The organism is Corynebacterium sp. HMSC074A09 (assembly GCF_001811545.1).
GTDB classification, from domain to species: Bacteria; Actinomycetota; Actinomycetes; order Mycobacteriales; family Mycobacteriaceae; genus Corynebacterium; species Corynebacterium hiratae.
The window spans coordinates 144,515-161,908 of sequence record NZ_KV805171.1 but is presented as its reverse complement, the minus strand read 5'-3'; the positions used below and the strand labels follow the sequence as shown (position 1 = coordinate 161,908).

General features: G+C 60.1%; 17 protein-coding genes and 1 tRNA gene. 10 read left to right on the top strand and 8 right to left on the bottom strand.

The window, feature by feature from the left end; all coding sequences use genetic code 11:
• Positions 1–2: 2 nt before the first annotated feature.
• On the top strand, positions 3–1,019 hold the full coding sequence (locus HMPREF2807_RS12230) for an App1 family protein (protein WP_070513280.1): 1,017 nt from the start codon (positions 3–5) through the stop codon (positions 1,017–1,019).
• Between the two features lie 91 nt (positions 1,020–1,110).
• Here the strand turns inward: HMPREF2807_RS12230 and HMPREF2807_RS12225 are convergent, their stop codons facing one another.
• The 4 genes from HMPREF2807_RS12225 to HMPREF2807_RS12210 form a co-directional block, all read right to left on the bottom strand.
• On the bottom strand, positions 1,111–1,551 hold the full coding sequence (locus HMPREF2807_RS12225; protein WP_046648537.1) for a universal stress protein: 441 nt from the start codon (positions 1,549–1,551) through the stop codon (positions 1,111–1,113).
• A gap of 139 nt (positions 1,552–1,690) precedes the next feature.
• Positions 1,691–2,137 (bottom strand): universal stress protein, encoded by a 447-nt coding sequence (locus HMPREF2807_RS12220; RefSeq protein ID WP_010190093.1) that lies wholly within the window; start codon positions 2,135–2,137, stop codon positions 1,691–1,693.
• Between the two features lie 110 nt (positions 2,138–2,247).
• Positions 2,248–4,341, bottom strand: coding sequence for an excinuclease ABC subunit UvrB (gene uvrB, locus HMPREF2807_RS12215; RefSeq protein WP_070513278.1), 2,094 nt, complete (start codon positions 4,339–4,341; stop codon positions 2,248–2,250).
• Positions 4,342–4,388: 47 nt separating this feature from the next.
• Positions 4,389–4,751, bottom strand: a complete 363-nt coding sequence (locus HMPREF2807_RS12210) for a DUF4259 domain-containing protein (RefSeq protein ID WP_070513277.1) — start codon at positions 4,749–4,751, stop codon at positions 4,389–4,391.
• A 104-nt stretch (positions 4,752–4,855) separates the two neighbouring features.
• Here HMPREF2807_RS12210 and HMPREF2807_RS12205 point away from each other — a divergent pair, with 104 nt between their 5' ends.
• Positions 4,856–6,232, top strand: a complete 1,377-nt coding sequence (locus HMPREF2807_RS12205) for a DUF4185 domain-containing protein (RefSeq protein ID WP_070513274.1) — start codon at positions 4,856–4,858, stop codon at positions 6,230–6,232.
• A gap of 14 nt (positions 6,233–6,246) precedes the next feature.
• On the opposite strand, the gene coaE is transcribed toward HMPREF2807_RS12205, so the two are convergent.
• On the bottom strand, positions 6,247–6,861 hold the full coding sequence (coaE, locus tag HMPREF2807_RS12200) for a dephospho-CoA kinase (protein WP_070513270.1): 615 nt from the start codon (positions 6,859–6,861) through the stop codon (positions 6,247–6,249).
• Between the two features lie 73 nt (positions 6,862–6,934).
• Positions 6,935–8,395, bottom strand: coding sequence for a 30S ribosomal protein S1 (rpsA, locus tag HMPREF2807_RS12195; protein ID WP_010190105.1), 1,461 nt, complete (start codon positions 8,393–8,395; stop codon positions 6,935–6,937).
• A 241-nt stretch (positions 8,396–8,636) separates the two neighbouring features.
• On the opposite strand from rpsA, the gene HMPREF2807_RS12190 reads away from it, so the two are divergent.
• Both HMPREF2807_RS12190 and HMPREF2807_RS12185 read left to right on the top strand, forming a co-directional pair.
• A complete protein-coding gene (locus HMPREF2807_RS12190; RefSeq protein ID WP_070513267.1) occupies positions 8,637–9,377 on the top strand; it encodes a class I SAM-dependent methyltransferase in 741 nt (246 codons plus the stop codon).
• Between the two features lie 60 nt (positions 9,378–9,437).
• Complete coding sequence (locus HMPREF2807_RS12185) at positions 9,438–9,908, top strand: RDD family protein (protein ID WP_049154591.1); 471 nt, start codon at positions 9,438–9,440, stop codon at positions 9,906–9,908.
• 16 nt (positions 9,909–9,924) lie between these two features.
• Here HMPREF2807_RS12185 and polA read toward each other — a convergent pair whose 3' ends face one another.
• Entirely contained in the window at positions 9,925–12,576 is a 2,652-nt protein-coding gene (gene polA / locus HMPREF2807_RS12180; RefSeq protein ID WP_049154590.1) for a DNA polymerase I, read from the bottom strand.
• A 91-nt stretch (positions 12,577–12,667) separates the two neighbouring features.
• On the opposite strand from polA, the gene HMPREF2807_RS12175 reads away from it, so the two are divergent.
• The 6 genes from HMPREF2807_RS12175 (at position 12,668) to HMPREF2807_RS12150 (ending at position 16,634) form a co-directional block, all read left to right on the top strand.
• Positions 12,668–12,741, top strand: a tRNA-Leu gene (locus tag HMPREF2807_RS12175).
• Positions 12,742–12,808: 67 nt separating this feature from the next.
• Positions 12,809–13,084 (top strand): hypothetical protein, encoded by a 276-nt coding sequence (locus HMPREF2807_RS12170; RefSeq protein ID WP_046648545.1) that lies wholly within the window; start codon positions 12,809–12,811, stop codon positions 13,082–13,084.
• 136 nt (positions 13,085–13,220) lie between these two features.
• A complete protein-coding gene (locus HMPREF2807_RS12165) occupies positions 13,221–14,036 on the top strand; it encodes a DUF368 domain-containing protein (RefSeq protein WP_070513265.1) in 816 nt (271 codons plus the stop codon).
• A gap of 3 nt (positions 14,037–14,039) precedes the next feature.
• Positions 14,040–14,924 (top strand): ABC transporter substrate-binding protein, encoded by an 885-nt coding sequence (locus tag HMPREF2807_RS12160; RefSeq protein WP_049154587.1) that lies wholly within the window; start codon positions 14,040–14,042, stop codon positions 14,922–14,924.
• Positions 14,917–15,870, top strand: a complete 954-nt coding sequence (locus tag HMPREF2807_RS12155; protein WP_070513263.1) for an amino acid ABC transporter permease — start codon at positions 14,917–14,919, stop codon at positions 15,868–15,870. The genes HMPREF2807_RS12160 and HMPREF2807_RS12155 overlap by 8 nt, the downstream gene beginning before the upstream one ends.
• Positions 15,870–16,634, top strand: coding sequence for an amino acid ABC transporter ATP-binding protein (locus HMPREF2807_RS12150; protein WP_070513261.1), 765 nt, complete (start codon positions 15,870–15,872; stop codon positions 16,632–16,634). The genes HMPREF2807_RS12155 and HMPREF2807_RS12150 overlap by 1 nt, the downstream gene beginning before the upstream one ends.
• A 228-nt stretch (positions 16,635–16,862) precedes the next feature.
• Here HMPREF2807_RS12150 and nusB read toward each other — a convergent pair whose 3' ends face one another.
• Positions 16,863–17,393, bottom strand: coding sequence for a transcription antitermination factor NusB (gene nusB, locus HMPREF2807_RS12145; protein WP_070513260.1), 531 nt, complete (start codon positions 17,391–17,393; stop codon positions 16,863–16,865).
• Position 17,394 lies beyond the last annotated feature (1 nt).

Below are 17,394 nucleotides of genomic sequence, written 5' to 3'. Positions count from 1 at the left end.
CCATGGCTCTTTCCGATATCGCCCGCAAAGTCGAATTCACTGTAAATTCCCTCTCGCTCAAGCGCTCGGCGCGCAAAGGGTGGCAACCCAGCATCACTGGCTATGCCGGTTACGGCAATGAAGAATTCGTCCGTGTTCTGGGCCGTGTCCTCATGCATGACCCGACGGCTGAAGAAACGGATACCTGGGCGCAGCGTGGCTACCGCCAGTTCTTCACCATTCAGGTCACAGACCACGAGGTCGAAGTCACGGTTGGTGGGAAGACGGTATCGGGAACCACGAACGACAACGGCTACATCGATATCCTCGTCTACAACCACGGCCTAGAGCCCGGCTGGCACGAGGTCACCATCCGTGCCAAAGGCGCGGACGCGGTGACCTCGGAAGTGCTCATCGTGGACAAGGACACCACGTTCGGCGTGGTCAGCGACATAGATGACACCATCATGGTGACGTGGCTCCCGCGCGCAATGATTGCAGCATGGAACTCGTGGGTTAAACGCACCAATACCCGCACCCCCGTCGAAGGTATGGCACGGTTCTACCGGGAAATCGCCCAACATCACCCCGATATCCCCTTCATTTACCTCTCCACCGGCGCCTGGAACACCTACGACACCTTGGTTAACTTCATGGCGGAGAAGGGCTTCCCGCGTGGTCCCCTGCTGCTGACAGACTGGGGTCCTACCCCCACCGGCCTCTTCCGCAATGGTCAGGAGCACAAGCGCGTGCAGCTCCGCAACCTCTTCATTGCTTTCCCGAAGCTCCGCTGGCTGCTCATCGGCGACGACGGTCAGCACGATCCTCTTACCTATGCAGACGCGGCGGCGGAGCACCCCAACCACGTAGCGGCCGTGGCGATCCGCAACCTCAGCCCACAGGAGCAGCTGCTCGCACACGGTTCGCTCGCGCCTTTGGTGAAGGTCAACGAGCAGACCTCCTTCGATATCCCACTCATTCAGGGGACGGATGGCAACGTTCTTGCCCGCGCTTACCGCGAGCTGCGATTGAGCGACTAAAGCTCGTTAGAAACAAAACGGCGCGCAGGCCCAGAGACTTCCTCAATGCTAAGGACTTCTCCGGAGCATGCGCGCCGTGACGACTAGCGTCCTAGCTCACAGTGTGAACAATCATAACGTCACAGTCAGACTGACGTGCGACATCCGCCGGAACCGAACCGAGGAGGCGGCCGGTCAGGGAGTTAATTCCGCGGTTACCGACGACGAGCAGGTCTGCCTTGTTGTCGTTGACGATGGACATCAGGGCCTGAACCGGGGTTCCCGGGCGCACAGCGGTCTCCACCTTCGTCACGCCGAATTTCTCTGCGTGTTCCTTGCCGGAAGCGAGGTTGGCCTGGGCCTTCTCATCACCGAGAATCGTCACGGAATCCTGGCGCAGCGTCTTGGAAGCCTGCTCCTGATTCTCGTAGTAGGCGCAACCGATGATGAGGGTGGCATCGAAGGCTGCGGCGATCTTGGCGGCACGCTCCACTGCGAGCAAGGAGGACTTGGAACCGTCGGTACCGACCACGATCTTGTTGTAATCGCTCATGATGACCTTTCTTCGCTGGCCCCAACCGTGGGGCCACCGCTTGACAAAATTTTAAAGCTTTTGCGCACCAGCTAGTCTAACAACGCTGGCGCGTTCACGTCGATCAGCGCGCACGAGGATACGCGCGCGGTGCACTGCCCTAGTCAGTGGTGTTGACCACCACGACGTCGGCGTGGGCCTTGCGCGTGAGCTCCGTCGCTACGGAGCCAAACACTCGACCGCGCACCGAGTGAATTCCCTTGTTGCCCACGACGAACATATCCACGTCGTAGTCCTTGCCCACCTCGAGGAGCGAATTCACGGGGTCACCAGACTTAGCAATGATTTCAATGCGCTTCGCACCCTCACCGTGCGCGATCTCCGCAGCATTGCTGAGGAAGCTTTCCGACATCTCCTCGCTCACCACCGGTACTCGTGCGTCCTCCGAGTTCGGGGCGCCGAGCATCGAACCAGAGTGGTTGTAGAAAGCGGACACGATAATCAGCGTCGCGTCATAGGCGCGCGCCATGGATGCGGCAGAACGGACAGCGCGCATGGAAGTCTGAGAGCCATCGGTTCCGACGGCGATGACGTTGTAGCTCAGCATGATTCTCCTTATAAGTAGCGATTAATCCTTAACAGTATGACACGGCCTTCTACGCAGAGATTGGTTTTACCCGCATATTGAGTAGGCAAATTTCAGCACTGGGCGCGCCATTAGATCCCGGCCTCCTTAAGACCGCGTTGCTCCTTTTTCAGATCAGCGATCTCATCGCGCAAACGCCCCGCCAACTCGAACTTGAGCTCTCGGGCAGCCTCTCGCATTTGGGTCGTCAGGTCGTCGATAAGCGCCTGCACCTCGTCGGCTGCCATGGAGGACACATCCGGCTTGTCGACGATGGCCGTGGGATCCGCGTCTTGCCCCTGCTCATCGGCGTTCTCATAGACCTGGTCCAAAATGTCGGCGATCTTTTTGCGCAGCGGCTGCGGGTCAATGCCGTGCTCCTTGTTATACGCAATCTGCTTCTCTCGGCGACGCTCGGTCTCCTCGATCGCCTCCTGCATCGAGTCCGTAATTTTATCCGCGTACATGATGACCTCACCGGAGACGTTTCGGGCGGCGCGGCCAATCGTCTGAATAAGCGAGGTGGTGGAGCGCAGGAAACCTTCCTTATCGGCATCCAAGATCGCAACGAGTGAAACTTCAGGAAGGTCGAGGCCCTCACGCAGCAGGTTGATGCCCACGAGGACATCGAACTCACCCAAGCGCAGCTGGCGCAACAGCTCCACGCGCTGGAGCGTGTCAATATCCGAGTGGAGGTAGCGCACCTTGATGCCGTGTTCCAGCAAGTAATCTGTGAGGTCCTCCGCCATACGTTTGGTCAAGGTCGTGACTAGGACGCGCTCCTGCTTCGCGGTACGGGCGCGAACCTCATCGATGAGATCATCAATCTGGCCCTTGGTGGGCTTGACCGTCACCTTGGGGTCTACGAGGCCGGTGGGGCGAATAACCTGTTCCACGAACTCGCCGCCGGAAGCCGTCATTTCGAAATCGCCCGGTGTGGCCGACATGTAGACGGTTTGGCCGACGCGCTCCTCAAACTCATCGAAGGTCAACGGCCGGTTGTCTACGGCAGAAGGAAGACGGAAGCCAAACTCCACGAGGTTGCGCTTGCGCGCCATATCGCCCTCAAACATGCCGCCGATCTGCGGGACGGTCACGTGAGACTCATCGATGATGGTGAGGAAGTCCTCTGGGAAATAATCCAAGAGCGTCGCCGGCGCGGAACCGGCGGGGCGGCCATCAACGTGGCGCGAGTAGTTCTCAATGCCGGAGCAAAAGCCCACCTGCTCAATCATCTCGAGGTCGTATTCGGTACGCATGCGCAGGCGCTGCGCTTCGAGCAACTTGCCGCGGTTCTCCAGCTCGGCGAGGCGCTCCGCGAGCTCCTCCTTGATGTCCTCAATGGCACGGGCCATACGCTCTGGGCCTGCTACGTAGTGGGTCGCGGGAAAAATCCGCACCTCATCGACCCGCTCCAGAACATCACCCGTGAGCGGATGGATGTAATAGAGCTCGTCCACGTCATCACCAAAGAACTCGATGCGTACCGCACGCTCTTCGTAGGCGGGGATGATATCCACGGTATCGCCCTTGGCGCGGAAGGTTCCGCGCGTAAAGCCCACGTCATTGCGCTCATACTGAATATCGACGAGCAGACGCAGGAAGCGATCGCGGTCAATTTCCTCCCCTTCCTCGAGCACGACGGAGCGGTCAAGGTAGGACTGCGGGGTGCCAAGGCCATAGATGCAGGACACTGAGGAGACGACGACGACATCACGGCGAGAGAGCAGGGCCGACGTTGCCGAGTGGCGCAGGCGCTCCACGTCCTCGTTGATAGAGGAATCCTTCTCAATGTAGGTGTCCGTCTGCGCGATATAGGCCTCCGGTTGGTAGTAGTCGTAATAGGATACGAAATACTCAACCGCGTTGTGTGGCAGGAGTTGGCGCAGCTCATTTGCCAGCTGTGCTGCCAGTGTTTTATTTGGTGCCATCACCAGTGTCGGGCGCTGCTGCTGTTCAATGAGCCACGCAGCGGTCGCTGACTTACCGGTGCCCGTGGCACCCATGAGGACGACGTCGCGCTCTCCGCGGTTGAGGCGTTCGTTGAGTTCCGCGATCGCCGCAGGTTGGTCACCGGCGGGCTGGTACTCGGACTCAACACGAAACTCGGCCGAGCGGCGCTCAACTTCGCCGACTGGGCGGTGTTCAGAGACCGGCAGGATAGGGTGTTCAGCAGCAAAAGCCATGCCGACCAGTCTAACGCGGCGCGGACGAAACCGGCTAGGACAGCGGCTTAGGGCAGCGCCGCACGCGTGGTGCGCAGCCACAGCTCGAGCTCACCGGTGGTCTCCCAGAGCGCATAGATTGCGGATTTGTCCGGCTCCATCGCCGTGTTGATCCGCTTGCGCAACCACGCCCGAGTCTGCGGTGTGCGCAGCGCCTTGACAGCGTCAGCGCTGATCCCCGGGGGCAGCTTGTCGGTCGGCGCCGTGGCCAGCGCTCCCAAGGCGATGACAATCTCGGCGTCGTCGATATCAATGGGCGAATCCACGCAGCTCTTTTTGAATGCATCGAGGTCGAAGGAACCGTCACGAATATCCGCGAGCACTTCGCACGCGGCATGATTATCAAAAGGCCCAACGTCCCAGGTTCCCATGAAGGGGGAGAATAAACCGCTTACATGAACGGGATGAGAGCAGCAGGTAAATTTTACCCGCCATATCCTTTAAAAGTTCCTGCCTTCCTTTAGAATCGGCTGGCATGAAGTTCCGTTCCCTTGCCAGCACCCTGACGATTGCCGGGCTGCTCCCCCTCGCCGTACTAACCCAGACACCCTCGGCCTTCGCCGCGCCGTGCACACCCTACTCGAAGTCTGGTAGCTTTACCTCCACTCCGAAGGCTTCCGGTCCAGCCGGTGGATCCTCTCTCGGTGGGCTCGATGCACTCTTCGGCAGCTCCTCCCGTTCGGGAAAGCCGGGAGAGTCTGCGAATGGGCAGCGCAGCAACTATAACCAGCGCCAAATCACTGACGGGCCCACCCAGATCATGCAGCTGATCACCGGTTCCGGTTCACCCAACCGCACGGATCAAAAGTTTGGCATCTCCGGGACCGATCTGGGCATCGCCTACTCTGATGACGCAGGTCATTCCTACTACGTCTTCGGTGACTCCATGGACTGCGTCGGCGAAGGCGATGGCTGGCGCTCCAACCTCTTGCTGCGCACGACGGACCACGACTATGGCGACGGCCTGCGTCTCGAGGAGGCACTGACTACTGGCGGCTGGTCCGACAATGGCCGGGCAAAGGAGTTCATTCCTTCACAAAAGGTTGGGGATGCCGATACCAACGGTGAGCGCACCACGATCCCCACCGCGGGCATCGTTGTTGACGGCGTGCATTACGTTGACTACATGTCCGTGCGCTCGTGGCACGACCCGAACACAGGCTGGTCCACCAACTATGCCGCGACGGTGAAGTCCACCGATGGCGGAGTCACGTGGCGCGCGGTTCCGGAGGCCACACGCACCAACGCTAGCCACGGTGCGAACGCGCCCATCCCTGGCGGGGCCAACTATCGCGCCGGTTTTGAGAAACTACAGCAATCGGCCTACATCGAGCACGGGGACTATGTCTACCGCTTCACCACGGGCAACGGCCGCCGCGGCCCCGCTTACCTATCGCGCGCACCAAAGTCGGAATTCCCCAACGAACGTGCCTTCAGCTACTACTCTGATGGCTCCTGGGTAAAGGACCCCGCACAAGCTAGCGAAGTGCTTGACGGTAAGGTCTCAGAGCTCTCCGTCGCCTACAACCAGTACTTGGGCAAGTTCGTCACCATGTACGGGGTGGAAGGTGAAGGCATCGTCATGCGCACTGCGGATAGTCCGGAGGGACCGTGGTCGCCACGCCGCATGCTAGTCAGCGCCGAGACCACAAAGGTCGTCAGCGGCCAACCTCTCAACGACACCTACGCGCCCTTCGTGCTGCCAAACCAGGATGATCAGCACCTGTATTACACGCTAACGTCGTGGCGCGACTACAACACCATGCTTATGCGCACGGACCTCGATTTTGTGGGTGAAGACATGGAAAATAATGACCACATCGCCGTCTCAGACGTCGTAGCAACGCGATAGTTAGAAAGAGATTCTTAGCTATCGGGTGGGCCTAGGAGTGCATGCAGCTTCTCGACGACCCCCGCGACCTGCCCATCGAGCGCTTCGCGGGGGCCGTTATTATCAATGACGAAGTCGGCGGCGGCGCGGCGCACATCATCCGGGATCTGCGCGGCTATCCGGCGACGTGCATCGTCCTCATCCAGCCCGCGGTACTCGACAAGTCGGCGCACCCGCTCCTCTGCGTCGACGTCGACGACGATGGTGGCGTCCATGTCCTTGTGCAGGCCCTTATCAACTAGAAGCGGCATGTCATAAACCACGAACTCGGCACCACCTTGGCGAGCTGCCTCGAAGCGTTCCTGGGTTTCTTCCTGGATACGCGGGTGGGTAATGGAGTTGAGAACAGCGGTTTTCTCGGCGCTGGCAAAAGCGCGGGAGGCCAATCGACCGCGATCAAGGCTCCCATCGGGGAGCAGAACGTCCTGACCGAAGGCCTCCGCCAGCTCAGTGAGTGCCGGCTGGCCTGGCTCAACGATGTCACGGGCGATGCGGTCTGCATCGACCAGTACCCAGCCTTCCTGCACGAGGAGTTCCGCTACGGTGGATTTTCCGCTGCCGATTCCGCCGGTAAGTCCAATCAGTTTCATACCGGCTTAGGATACGCGAAAGGCCGTCTCTCCCCCAGCGGGGAAAGACGGCCTTTCCTAAGAAGCAATGTCCTTAGTTGCCAGCGAGCTTGTCGCGAAGAGCAGCGAGCTGCTCGTCGGATGCGAGGGAGCCGCCAACCTCTGCCTGAGAATCGGATGCCGGAGCTGCATCCTGGGACTCAGAAGAGTAGTTGGAGTTGGCAGCGGACTCGGCGGCCTCAGCAGCTGCAGCACGGTTGCGCTCGATCTGAGCGGTGTGCAGGTTGAAGCGACGCTCGGACTCGGCGTAGCGAGCCTCCCAAGCCTGACGCTGCTCGTCGTAGCCCTCGAGCCACTCGTTGGTCTCCGGGTCGAAGCCCTCCGGGAACACGTAGTTGCCCTGCTCGTCGTAGGAGTCAGCCATGCCGTACTTGGACGGATCGAACTCGTCGGTGTAGTCCTCATCTGCCTGCTTAACGGACAGGGAGATGCGGCGACGCTCGAGATCGATGTCGATGACCTTGACCATGACTTCCTGGCCAACGTTGACAACCTGGTCCGGAACCTCCACGTGGCGCTGAGCCAGCTCGGAGATGTGGACGAGGCCCTCGATGCCCTCCTCGACGCGAACGAAGGCGCCGAACGGAACGAGCTTGGTGACCTTGCCCGGGACGATCTGGCCCACAGCGTGGGTGCGGGCGAAGACGCGCCACGGATCCTCCTGGGTTGCCTTCAGGGACAGGGACACGCGCTCGCGGTCCAGGTCGACGTCGAGAACCTCGACGGTAACCTCGTCGCCCACGGTGACAACCTCGGACGGGTGGTCGATGTGCTTCCAGGACAGCTCGGAAACGTGAACCAGGCCGTCGACACCGCCGAGATCGACGAAGGCGCCGAAGTTGACGATGGAGGAGACAACGCCCTTGCGGACCTGGCCCTTCTGCAGCTGGTGCAGGAACTCGGAGCGGACCTCGGACTGGGTCTGCTCGAGGTATGCGCGGCGAGACAGGACAACGTTGTTGCGCTGCTTGTCCAGCTCGATGATCTTGGCCTCGAGCTCCTGGCCGATGTACGGCTCCAGGTCGCGAACGCGGCGCATCTCAACGAGGGAAGCCGGGAGGAAGCCACGGAGGCCGATGTCCAGGATGAGACCACCCTTGACAACCTCGATGACGGTACCGGTAACCGGCTCTTCCTTGGCGTGCAGCTCTTCGACGGCGCCCCAAGCGCGCTCGTACTGTGCGCGCTTCTTGGACAGGATCAGACGGCCTTCCTTGTCCTCCTTGGTGAGAACAAGAGCGTCGATCTCGTCGCCGACCTCGACAACCTCATCCGGGTTGACGTCGTGCTTGATGGAGAGCTCGCGGGACGGGATGACGCCTTCGGTCTTGTAACCGATGTCGAGCAGGACCTCGTCGTGGTCAACCTTGACCACGGTGCCCTCGACGATGTCACCATCGTTGAAGTACTTGATGGTGGCGTCGACAGCTGCGAGGAAGTCCTCTGCGGTTCCGATGTCGTTGATCGCAACCTGAGGGGTGTTAGAAGTTGGCATGTAGTTATGCTCCGAATAAACGTAGGAGATCGTAATTGGACAGTTACGCATCTCTTGAAAAGCGTCATTAAGCAGCGCACATACGCAAGACTTAAGATGGATTTCAATCCCGACTCGCAGCCGTGCCAAGCTCTCCTACAGTAGCCCAGCGCGTCCCGAGTCATAGACACGCCCGTACAACCCTACATCCTCGCAGCTAAAACGGCAAATACGACACGAAAAAGAAATTGGGGGAGGAACAATGTCTTCAGCATCGTTTTCTGCATCCGCAGCCAATCGTGATTTTTGGGATGATGACGCCGACTCCTACCACGCGGAACACCCCGAGTATCTATCCTCTTTCTTTTGGTGCCCGGAGATGCTGCATGAGGCTGATGCGCAGCTGCTTGGCGACGTCTCCTCCGCTACCGTCCTCGAGCTCGGCTGCGGCTCCGCGCCGTGCACGCGGTGGCTGCAAGGACGCGCGCGCTTTGCGACGGGCTTCGATCTCTCGTCTGGAATGCTCTCCCATGCCGAGACTGGTCTACCACTCGTTCAAGCAGATGCCCTCGCACTTCCCTATCGCGATGAAGTCTTTGACATCGCTTTTTCTGCCTTCGGGGCCCTTCCCTTCGTAGCCGACCTAGACCTAGCTCTGCGCGAGGTCCACCGGGTCCTGCGCCCACGTGGCCGCTTCGTCTTTTCTGTGCCACACCCGATGCGCTGGGTCTTCCCCGACGATCCCCAGGTCCTCACCGCAGCGCTGTCCTATTTCGAGCGCGCCTACCTCGAGCAGGATGCCAACGACGAGCTCACCTATGCCGAGTTTCACCGCACGATGGGTGATTGGGTGCGAGCGCTCCAGGTGCGCGGTTCATTTGAAATTCACAACCTCATCGAGCCCGAGTGGCCAGAGGGCCTCGACATCACTTGGGGCCAGTGGTCTCCTGAAAGGGGAGCCATTTTCCCCGGTACCGCCATCTTCGTCTGCGACGCGCGCTAAGCCGGATACCGCCCACCCTGTTGCCGAGTCTGCCGGTCGCAGCGAACTAAGCTGGCAGTCATGCTTCAAGAACGCCTCGGGATCTTTCTGCGCCGCACGGTGGCGTGGTGGATCGACGCCTTCCTTGCCGCCGCCGTGATCGTGGTGCTCAAGTGGCTCATCAACCTCAGCACCGATGGCGCCCTCACAGGCAGGGCGGGCGCCATATATGACATCGTCGCCCTCGCCCTCGTCTTCTACGTCTACCGTGTGTGGGCGGAGGCGACAAAGCAGACCTCCCTGGGTAAGTGGTCGCTAAAGCTGGAGGTCATTGCTGAGCATCCCGGCATCGCCAGCGCTGCAATTCGCAACAGCTGGCTACTCCTCACCCTTGTTGCACTGACAGGACTCCCCTATGTTGAGGCAACCATTTTGGCCATCCTCGGATTGAGCGTCCTGCTGCTGGGACAAACTCCCTTCGATCTCCTCGCCGGGTGCTTGGTGGAGCGCCGCACGCCCACCGAGGACGAGCGTGCGGTGGGCTTGACTTAAATCCCTAAAGCGCTCTCTAGTGCGCTGCGGCGTCCCAGTTCTTCCCCTCCCCCACGGAAACCTCGAGGGGCACGGTCAACTCGATAGCCTTGTCCATCTCGCGTTCTAGGATGCTCTGGACTTCCTCGGTTTCACCTGGAGCTACCTCCACAACGAGTTCGTCGTGAACTTGGAGGAGCACGCGTGAAGCCATGCCTTCCAAAGCCTTGTCCACGCGGATCATGGCGACCTTGATGATGTCTGCCGCCGTGCCCTGGATGGGGGCGTTGAGGGCCGCACGCTCGGCGTTTTCGCGCGCCACGCGGTTGTCGGAGTTGAGCTCCGGCAGGTAACGGCGGCGCCCAAAGACCGTGGAGGTGTAGCCATCCTTGCGAGCCTGCACGACAACCTCATCGAGGTAACGCTTCACACCACCGAAGCGTTCGAAGTAGCTCTCCATAATCTCCTTGGCTTCGCGTGCCGGGATACCTAGCTGCTGTGACAGACCATAAGCGGAGAGACCATACACAAGGCCATAGGACATGGCCTTGACGCGGCGGCGCAGCTCCGGTGTGACCTCATCCACCGGAACGTCAAAGACCTTGGAGCCGACGTAGTTGTGCAGATCCTCGCCCTCACGGTAGGCCTCGATGAGCCCGGGGTCAGCGGAGAGATGAGCCATGACGCGCATCTCGATCTGCGAGTAGTCCGCCGTAATCAGGGTTTCATAGCCTTCCCCCACCACGAAGGCCGAGCGGATCTGGCGGCCCGCCTCCGTGCGCACCGGAATGTTTTGCAGGTTCGGCTCCGTGGAGGACAACCGGCCTGTTGAAGTCACAGTCTGGTTGAACGTGGTGTGGATGCGCCCATCCGGCTGGATGGTCTTGATGAGCCCCTCCAGCGTCGTTTTCATCTTCTGGTACTCGCGGTGCGCCAGCAGGTGATCCAAGAAGGGGTGCGGGTGGGTAGCAGCGAGCTGCTCGATTTCCTTAGCCGCGGTGGAATAGCCCGTCTTAGTTTTCTTCGTCTTCGGCATATCGAAGGTCTCAAAAAGCACCGCCTGCAGCTGCTTCGGAGAGTTCAGGTTGAGGGAGTCGTCGCCAGCCAACTCACGGGCAGCGCGCTCCTGCTCGTTAACCTGCTCGATGAAGGCATCGCGCTGCGTCTCTAAGACGTCTCGGTCTACTGCGATGCCCGCGGCTTCCATGCGCGCCAGGATGCTCACCAGAGGCAGCTCAAGGTCGGTATAAAGCTCGAAGGAATCAATCTCCTGCAGTTGACTCGTCAACTCTGCCGCGAGCTCCATGATGGCGCCGGCCTGTTCAACCAGCTGATTGTCATCCAAGAGGGAGAGCTGCTCCGTGGCGGCCCCGAGGGACTTCTGCAGATGGCGCTGGTACACGTCCGTCAACGCATACGTGCGCTGGCCGGGCCGCAAAATGTAGGCAGCAAGTGCAGTGTCGTGGGCAATTCCGCGCAGCTTAATCCCACGCCCCGCCAGCATGTGCCAGGCCGCCTTTGCCTCGTGGAGGTACTTCGGCGCGTCGGACTCCAACCAGGCGGCCAGTGCGGCGTCATCGGCCGCGTCCAAGTCCCCCAATTCAATCTGGAGTCCTTCAAAGGAGGAATCGACGAGTGCTAGTGCTGCGGCATCACCCGCGCCCGGTGTTCCGTCGCCTTGCACGAAGACCGCTACGTGTTCTTTGTCCTCGAGCCACTCAGTCAGCGGAGTGTCCACCACGGTCACGGTCACTTCCGGGGTGTCCTCTAACGCAGCAGCTTCAGCTGCAGCGTCATGCGGGACGGCGTTGAGGACCCGCTCGCGCAGATTCGTGCCGAATTCCAACTCGTCGAAGCGAGCTGCCACCTCGCTAGCCACAGCTCCCTTAAAGCCGAGGTCCGCCGGGCCAACCTCCAGGTCCATGTCCGTCACCATTTGGGTGAGCTTCCGGTTGAGCTTGACCTGCTCGATGCGGTCGCGGAAGTTCTGCCCCGCCACGCCCTTTATCTCTTCGGCATGCTCGATGAGGCCATCCAAAGAGCCGTACTGCGTGATCCACTTCGTGGCGGTCTTCTCCCCCACCTTCGGGACAGACGGCAGGTTATCGGAGGGGTCCCCGCGCAGGGCTGCGAAATCTGGGTACTGCTCGGGGCTGAGGCCATACTTCTCTTCTACTGCCTCCGGGGTAAAGCGATGCAGCTTGGATACCCCTCGCATGGGATAGAGGACGGTCGTGGAGTCGTCGACAAGCTGCAAATAGTCGCGGTCACCGGTGACCAGGAAGGTCTCATAATCCGCGCCGGCCTGAGTGGACAACGTGGCCACGATGTCGTCAGCTTCGAAGTTATCGCGCGACAACGTGGTGATACCGAGGGTGTCCAAGACCTCTCGGATGAGCTCGACCTGGCCGCGGAACTCTTCTGGGGCCGCCTCCCGCTGCGCCTTGTATTCAGGGAACATCTCCGTACGGAAGGTCTTACGGCCCACATCGAACGCTACAGCGACGAAGTCCGGCTTTTCCTCAGTCAGAATGTTCGCCAACATGGAAAGAAAGCCATACACCGCATTGGTGTGCTGTCCGCCCGAGGTGGAGAAGTTCTCTGCGGGCAGTGCATAAAATGCGCGAAAGGCCATGGAGTGGCCATCAATGAGCAAGAGTCGAGGCTGAGAAGTAGTCACCCGGCCCATCCTAACGTGTTGCGCTCAATGACACCGTCGAGGGCCACAGGCAGGCAATTAGGTTCGAATTGGTCCGCTGCGCTAGTATCGTTGCTTGTGCGCCCCTGTAGCCCAATTGGCAGAGGCAACGGATTCAAAACCCGTGTAGTGTGAGTTCGAGTCTCACCAGGGGCACAATTCCACCCCACGACAGAGCCTGTTGTGGGGTGTTAGCGTTTTCAATGGAAAGGAACCCGTCGCCATGCGTCGCACTATCATCGCTGTGAGCACCGCCATTGCCCTCACCGTAGGCGGCACCGCCGCTGCTACTGCTGCCGAGTCCAGCGCGGACAAGCAGATATCCACCAAGGTTGAAGGCTCTTCTTACTATCAAGAACTGCGCAAGTCCACGGCTTCCTCCAACGATCCTCAGCTGAATAATTTCTACGCAGTGCTTCTCGACGGCCTCGTCGGCCTCACTGTCTTCGCCATCCTGGGTTCGATCTACGGTGAAGTATCCAAGCGCCTGCCGATGTAAAAGGCGTATAACCTTCTACTGACTGAATAGTTTGCATAAGCCTGCGTTGTGGTGAGAGAATAAAAAGTCATCTGCTCACCCGCTCTTCCCGGCACGGCAATCCCACCGGGTAGACAGTCAAGGTTACTTTCGGTTTATGCATTATCTTTTCAACGCCATTCGCGGCGCCCTTATTGGCATGGCCGAGTTAGTCCCCGGAATCTCCGGCGGCACCGTTGCGCTCATCGTCGGCATCTATGAGCGCGCTTTGCATAACGCCAATGATCTCATCTCCGGCCGTTTCAAGAAGGTCGAATGGGGCTTCCTCGTCTCCGTAGCCGTCGGCATGTTCGCCGCCGTTTTCGGCTTCTCCACGATCCTCCATAACTTTGTGGAGGGCCAAGTTTCGCTATCCAGCGCGCTCTTCCTCGGCATGGTCGCCGTGTCTATCATCGTGCCGCTGAGCATGATGTCGCGCGTTTCACCCGCGTCCATCGCCGCGCTTGTTATCGCCGCCGTCGCAATCTTCTTCGTCACCGGCTTCACCTCCACCCCAGTGGAAGACCCCAACCTGCTCGTGGTTTTCCTAGCGGCCATGGTGGCTGTGTGCGCGCTCGTTCTTCCCGGTGTGTCAGGCTCCCTCATTTTGCTGACCATGGGCCTCTACGCGCCGATTATCGGTGCGGTCTCAGACCGCAACATGGTCGTCGTGGGTGTCTTCGCACTCGGCGCGGTGTGTGGCCTCGCAGCTTTCGTCAAGGTATTGAACTACCTGCTGGATAATCACCGCGATGTCACCCTTGCAGCCATGGCTGGTTTCATGCTCGGCTCCCTGCGTGCGTTGTGGCCGTGGGGCGCTGACCAAGACGCCTCCACACCACTGATCCTGCTTATGTTCGCGATTGGTGGCATTATCGTGGCCATTTTCATCGTTGTGGACCGGCGCAAAGCCGCTAGCTACCAAGAGAGTTAAAGCATGAGAAAGAAAACGGCCATCATCGTGGGCGCTGCCGGGTTGCTAGCATCCGCAACCCTCTCCGGCTGTGTTACCAACGTGGAGCCGGCGCTGCCGGAAGGCTGGTCTGCGCCCAACGTGGACGAAGTTCCCGAGATTGCCGCGATGTACGAGGATGCCGATGGCGTCCTTACAGTAGGCACGAACCCGCCTTTTGCGCCTTTCGAATTCAAGGATTCCGACGGCTCGATCATCGGCCTAGAGATGGACTTGGCCAATGCCGTCGCCCAAGTATTGGGGCTTGAATTTCAGCCGGTGGAGCAAGACTTCTCTATGATTCTGCCGGCGGTCCAAGCCGGACAAATCGATCTGGGCGGTTCCGGATTCACCGATACCGATGAGCGGCGCGAGAACTTCGATTTCGTCGATATTCTTTATGCCGGCATTCAGTGGGCGAAACTCACCGATGGCCCCAATGACGTGGACCCATCCAACCCCTGTGGCCTCACCGTCGCGGTGCAGCGCACCACGGTATCGGAGACCGACGATCTGCGCCCCAAGCAGGAAGCCTGCGACGGCGACCTGACCATTCTTCCCTATGACACGAGCGATAATGCCGCCCTAGCGGTCCTGATGGGGCGCGCTGATGCTCTCTCAGCGGACTCCCCCGTTTCTGCCTGGGCTGTTAACCGCTCAGATGGACGTATGTCCATGGTCGGCGAAATGTTCGACGCGGCACCCTACGGCTTCGCCGTGCCCAAGGATTCTGACCTCGGACCCGCCGTGGCCGCGGCACTCCAACACCTCATCGACACCGGAGCCTATGCAGAGATACTCAATAAGTGGGGCGTCGACGAGGGCCTCGTCGAGCACGCAATGATTAATGAAAGGCCGATCAATGACTAACTCCTCTCTCCCGGCAGCGTCGGAGTCGTCGGCTTCGACTACCCCAGAAAAGATCGAAGCCCGCCCACTGCGCCACCCCTGGCGCTGGGTCTTCGCTACCCTCCTCGCGCTGCTTGCAGTGTGGTTCATCATCTCCTCGGCGCGCAATGAGGCCTTCGGGTGGGGCACGTATTTCCAGTATCTCTTCGATACTCGGATTGCCACCGCTGCGCTGCACACCATTGCCATTACGATCCTGGCGATGATCATCGGCGTCGTGGGCGGCGCTGCCCTCGCGGTGATGCGCATGTCCCCCAACCCTGTGCTGGGAGGCGTGTCGTGGGTCTTCCTGTGGCTCTTCCGTGGCACGCCAATCTACGTACAGCTAGTTTTCTGGGGTCTACTTTCAGCCCTCTACCAATCCATCAACCTAGGATTCGCGGAGATTTCCCTCACCGAGGTGCTCACTAACGCATTCCTTCTTTCCGTTTTGGGCTTGGGCCTCAACGAAGCCGCATACATGGCGGAGATTGTCCGCTCCGGTATCTCCTCCGTTCCGGAAGGCCAGAAGGAAGCCAGCAAGGCCCTGGGAATGGGCTGGTGGATGACCATGCGCCGCACGGTGCTGCCGCAGGCTATGCGCATCATCATCCCGCCGACCGGCAATGAGTTCATTTCTCTGCTCAAGACTTCCTCCCTTGTGGTTGCCATTCCCTACACCGCCGAAATCTTTGGCCGCGCTACGGATATCTCCGCTGCGCTCTTCGAGCCCATTCCGCTTCTGATGGTGGCCGCGACGTGGTACCTGGCCATCACCTCTCTGCTCATGGTGGGCCAGTACTTCCTGGAGCGCCGCTTTGAGCGCGGCGCCACCCGCGAGCTCACCGGCCGCCAGCTGGCCGCGCTAGCGGATGCCGAAGGAACTATCCCCCGCAACGTCTCTGTCATCCCGGAGGTAAAGAACTAATGACCACCCCCATGATCTCCGCGCAGAATGTGCACAAATCCTTCGGCCAGCTCGAGGTTCTTAAAGGAATCGACCTCACCGTCATGCCCGGTGAGGTCACCTGCCTCTTGGGTCCCTCCGGTTCCGGCAAGTCCACCTTCCTGCGCTGCTGTAATCACCTGGAGAAGGTCACGGCAGGCCGCCTCTACATCGACGGCGAGCTCATCGGTTTCCGCGAACGCAACGGCGTGCTCTATGAAATCTCCGAGAAGGAAGCCGCAGCCCAGCGCCAGGATATCGGCATGGTCTTCCAACAGTTCAACCTGTTTAGCCACCGCACCGTGCTGGAAAACATCATCGAGGCACCGGTCCAGGTAAAGAAGCAGAGCCCAGAGCAAGCCAAAAAGAAGGCCATGGAGCTGCTGGACAAGGTCGGCCTCGCGCACAAGGCGGAGGCCTACCCGGTGCAACTGTCTGGTGGTCAGCAGCAGCGTGTCGCCATTGCCCGTGCGGTTGCCATGGACCCGAAGCTGATGCTTTTCGACGAGCCCACCTCCGCCCTCGACCCCGAGCTCGTCGGTGAGGTTCTCCGCGTCATGAAGGAGCTTGCCGCCGATGGCATGACCATGCTCGTTGTTACCCACGAGATGGGCTTTGCGCGGGAGGTCGCCGACACCATTGTCTTCATGGATGGCGGCAGCGTCGTCGAAACCGGCACCCCGGAGCAGGTCTTGGATAACCCGCAGCACCAGCGCACGAAGGATTTCCTCTCTTCGCTGCTCTAGCGCGCTGCACTGCAACCACCGACGCACGCGCGGCACCACCGCCGCAACTGCCCTAGTTGCCAAAGTTATGCGCCGCCATCGCGGCGAGCAATGGTTTTGGCAACTAGGGCAGTTTATTTTGCTCAAGAACCGTTCCAACGTGGCGAAAGCCAGATAAAAAGCGAAACCCCGACCAGTCCGAAAAGGATAGCTGGCCGGAGTTTAGGGCTTTAGGGAAAAACGTAGGCTCTACTCGGAGACGCCTTCGTCTTCCACAGTCTCAGCGGGCTCCTCAGAGTCCTCGGCGGAGGCCGAGGCCATCGGGCTATCCGCGGACTGGGCTTGGATGACGTCATCCAGCACCGCGTGGATGTAGGGCGCGGCCTTGTCATTGGAGTACTCCGAGGCAAGCTCTACGCCTTCGACGAGCGCAGTCGCGTTGGGAACATCCGCGTTGAAGAGGATTTCCCATACCGCTACGCGCATGATCGCGCGGTCAACAGCAGGGATGCGCTCGAGGGACCATTCGCTGGAAAGGTACCGGGCGATGGCGTCATCGATAGCGTCCAACTCTTCAGCTGCGCCGCTGACGATCTCGCGGGTGTACTCAGCGATCGGCGCCACACCATTTTCCGGATCGCGGGCAAGCTCGACGCGGTCCTCCACGATTGCTACCGGATCAACATCGCGAGACTCTGCCTCGAAGAGGATATCTGCGGCTCGGCGGCGCGCACGGTAGCGCGCCGTGTGACGCTTATAGTTAGGCTCTGGCTGGGTCATC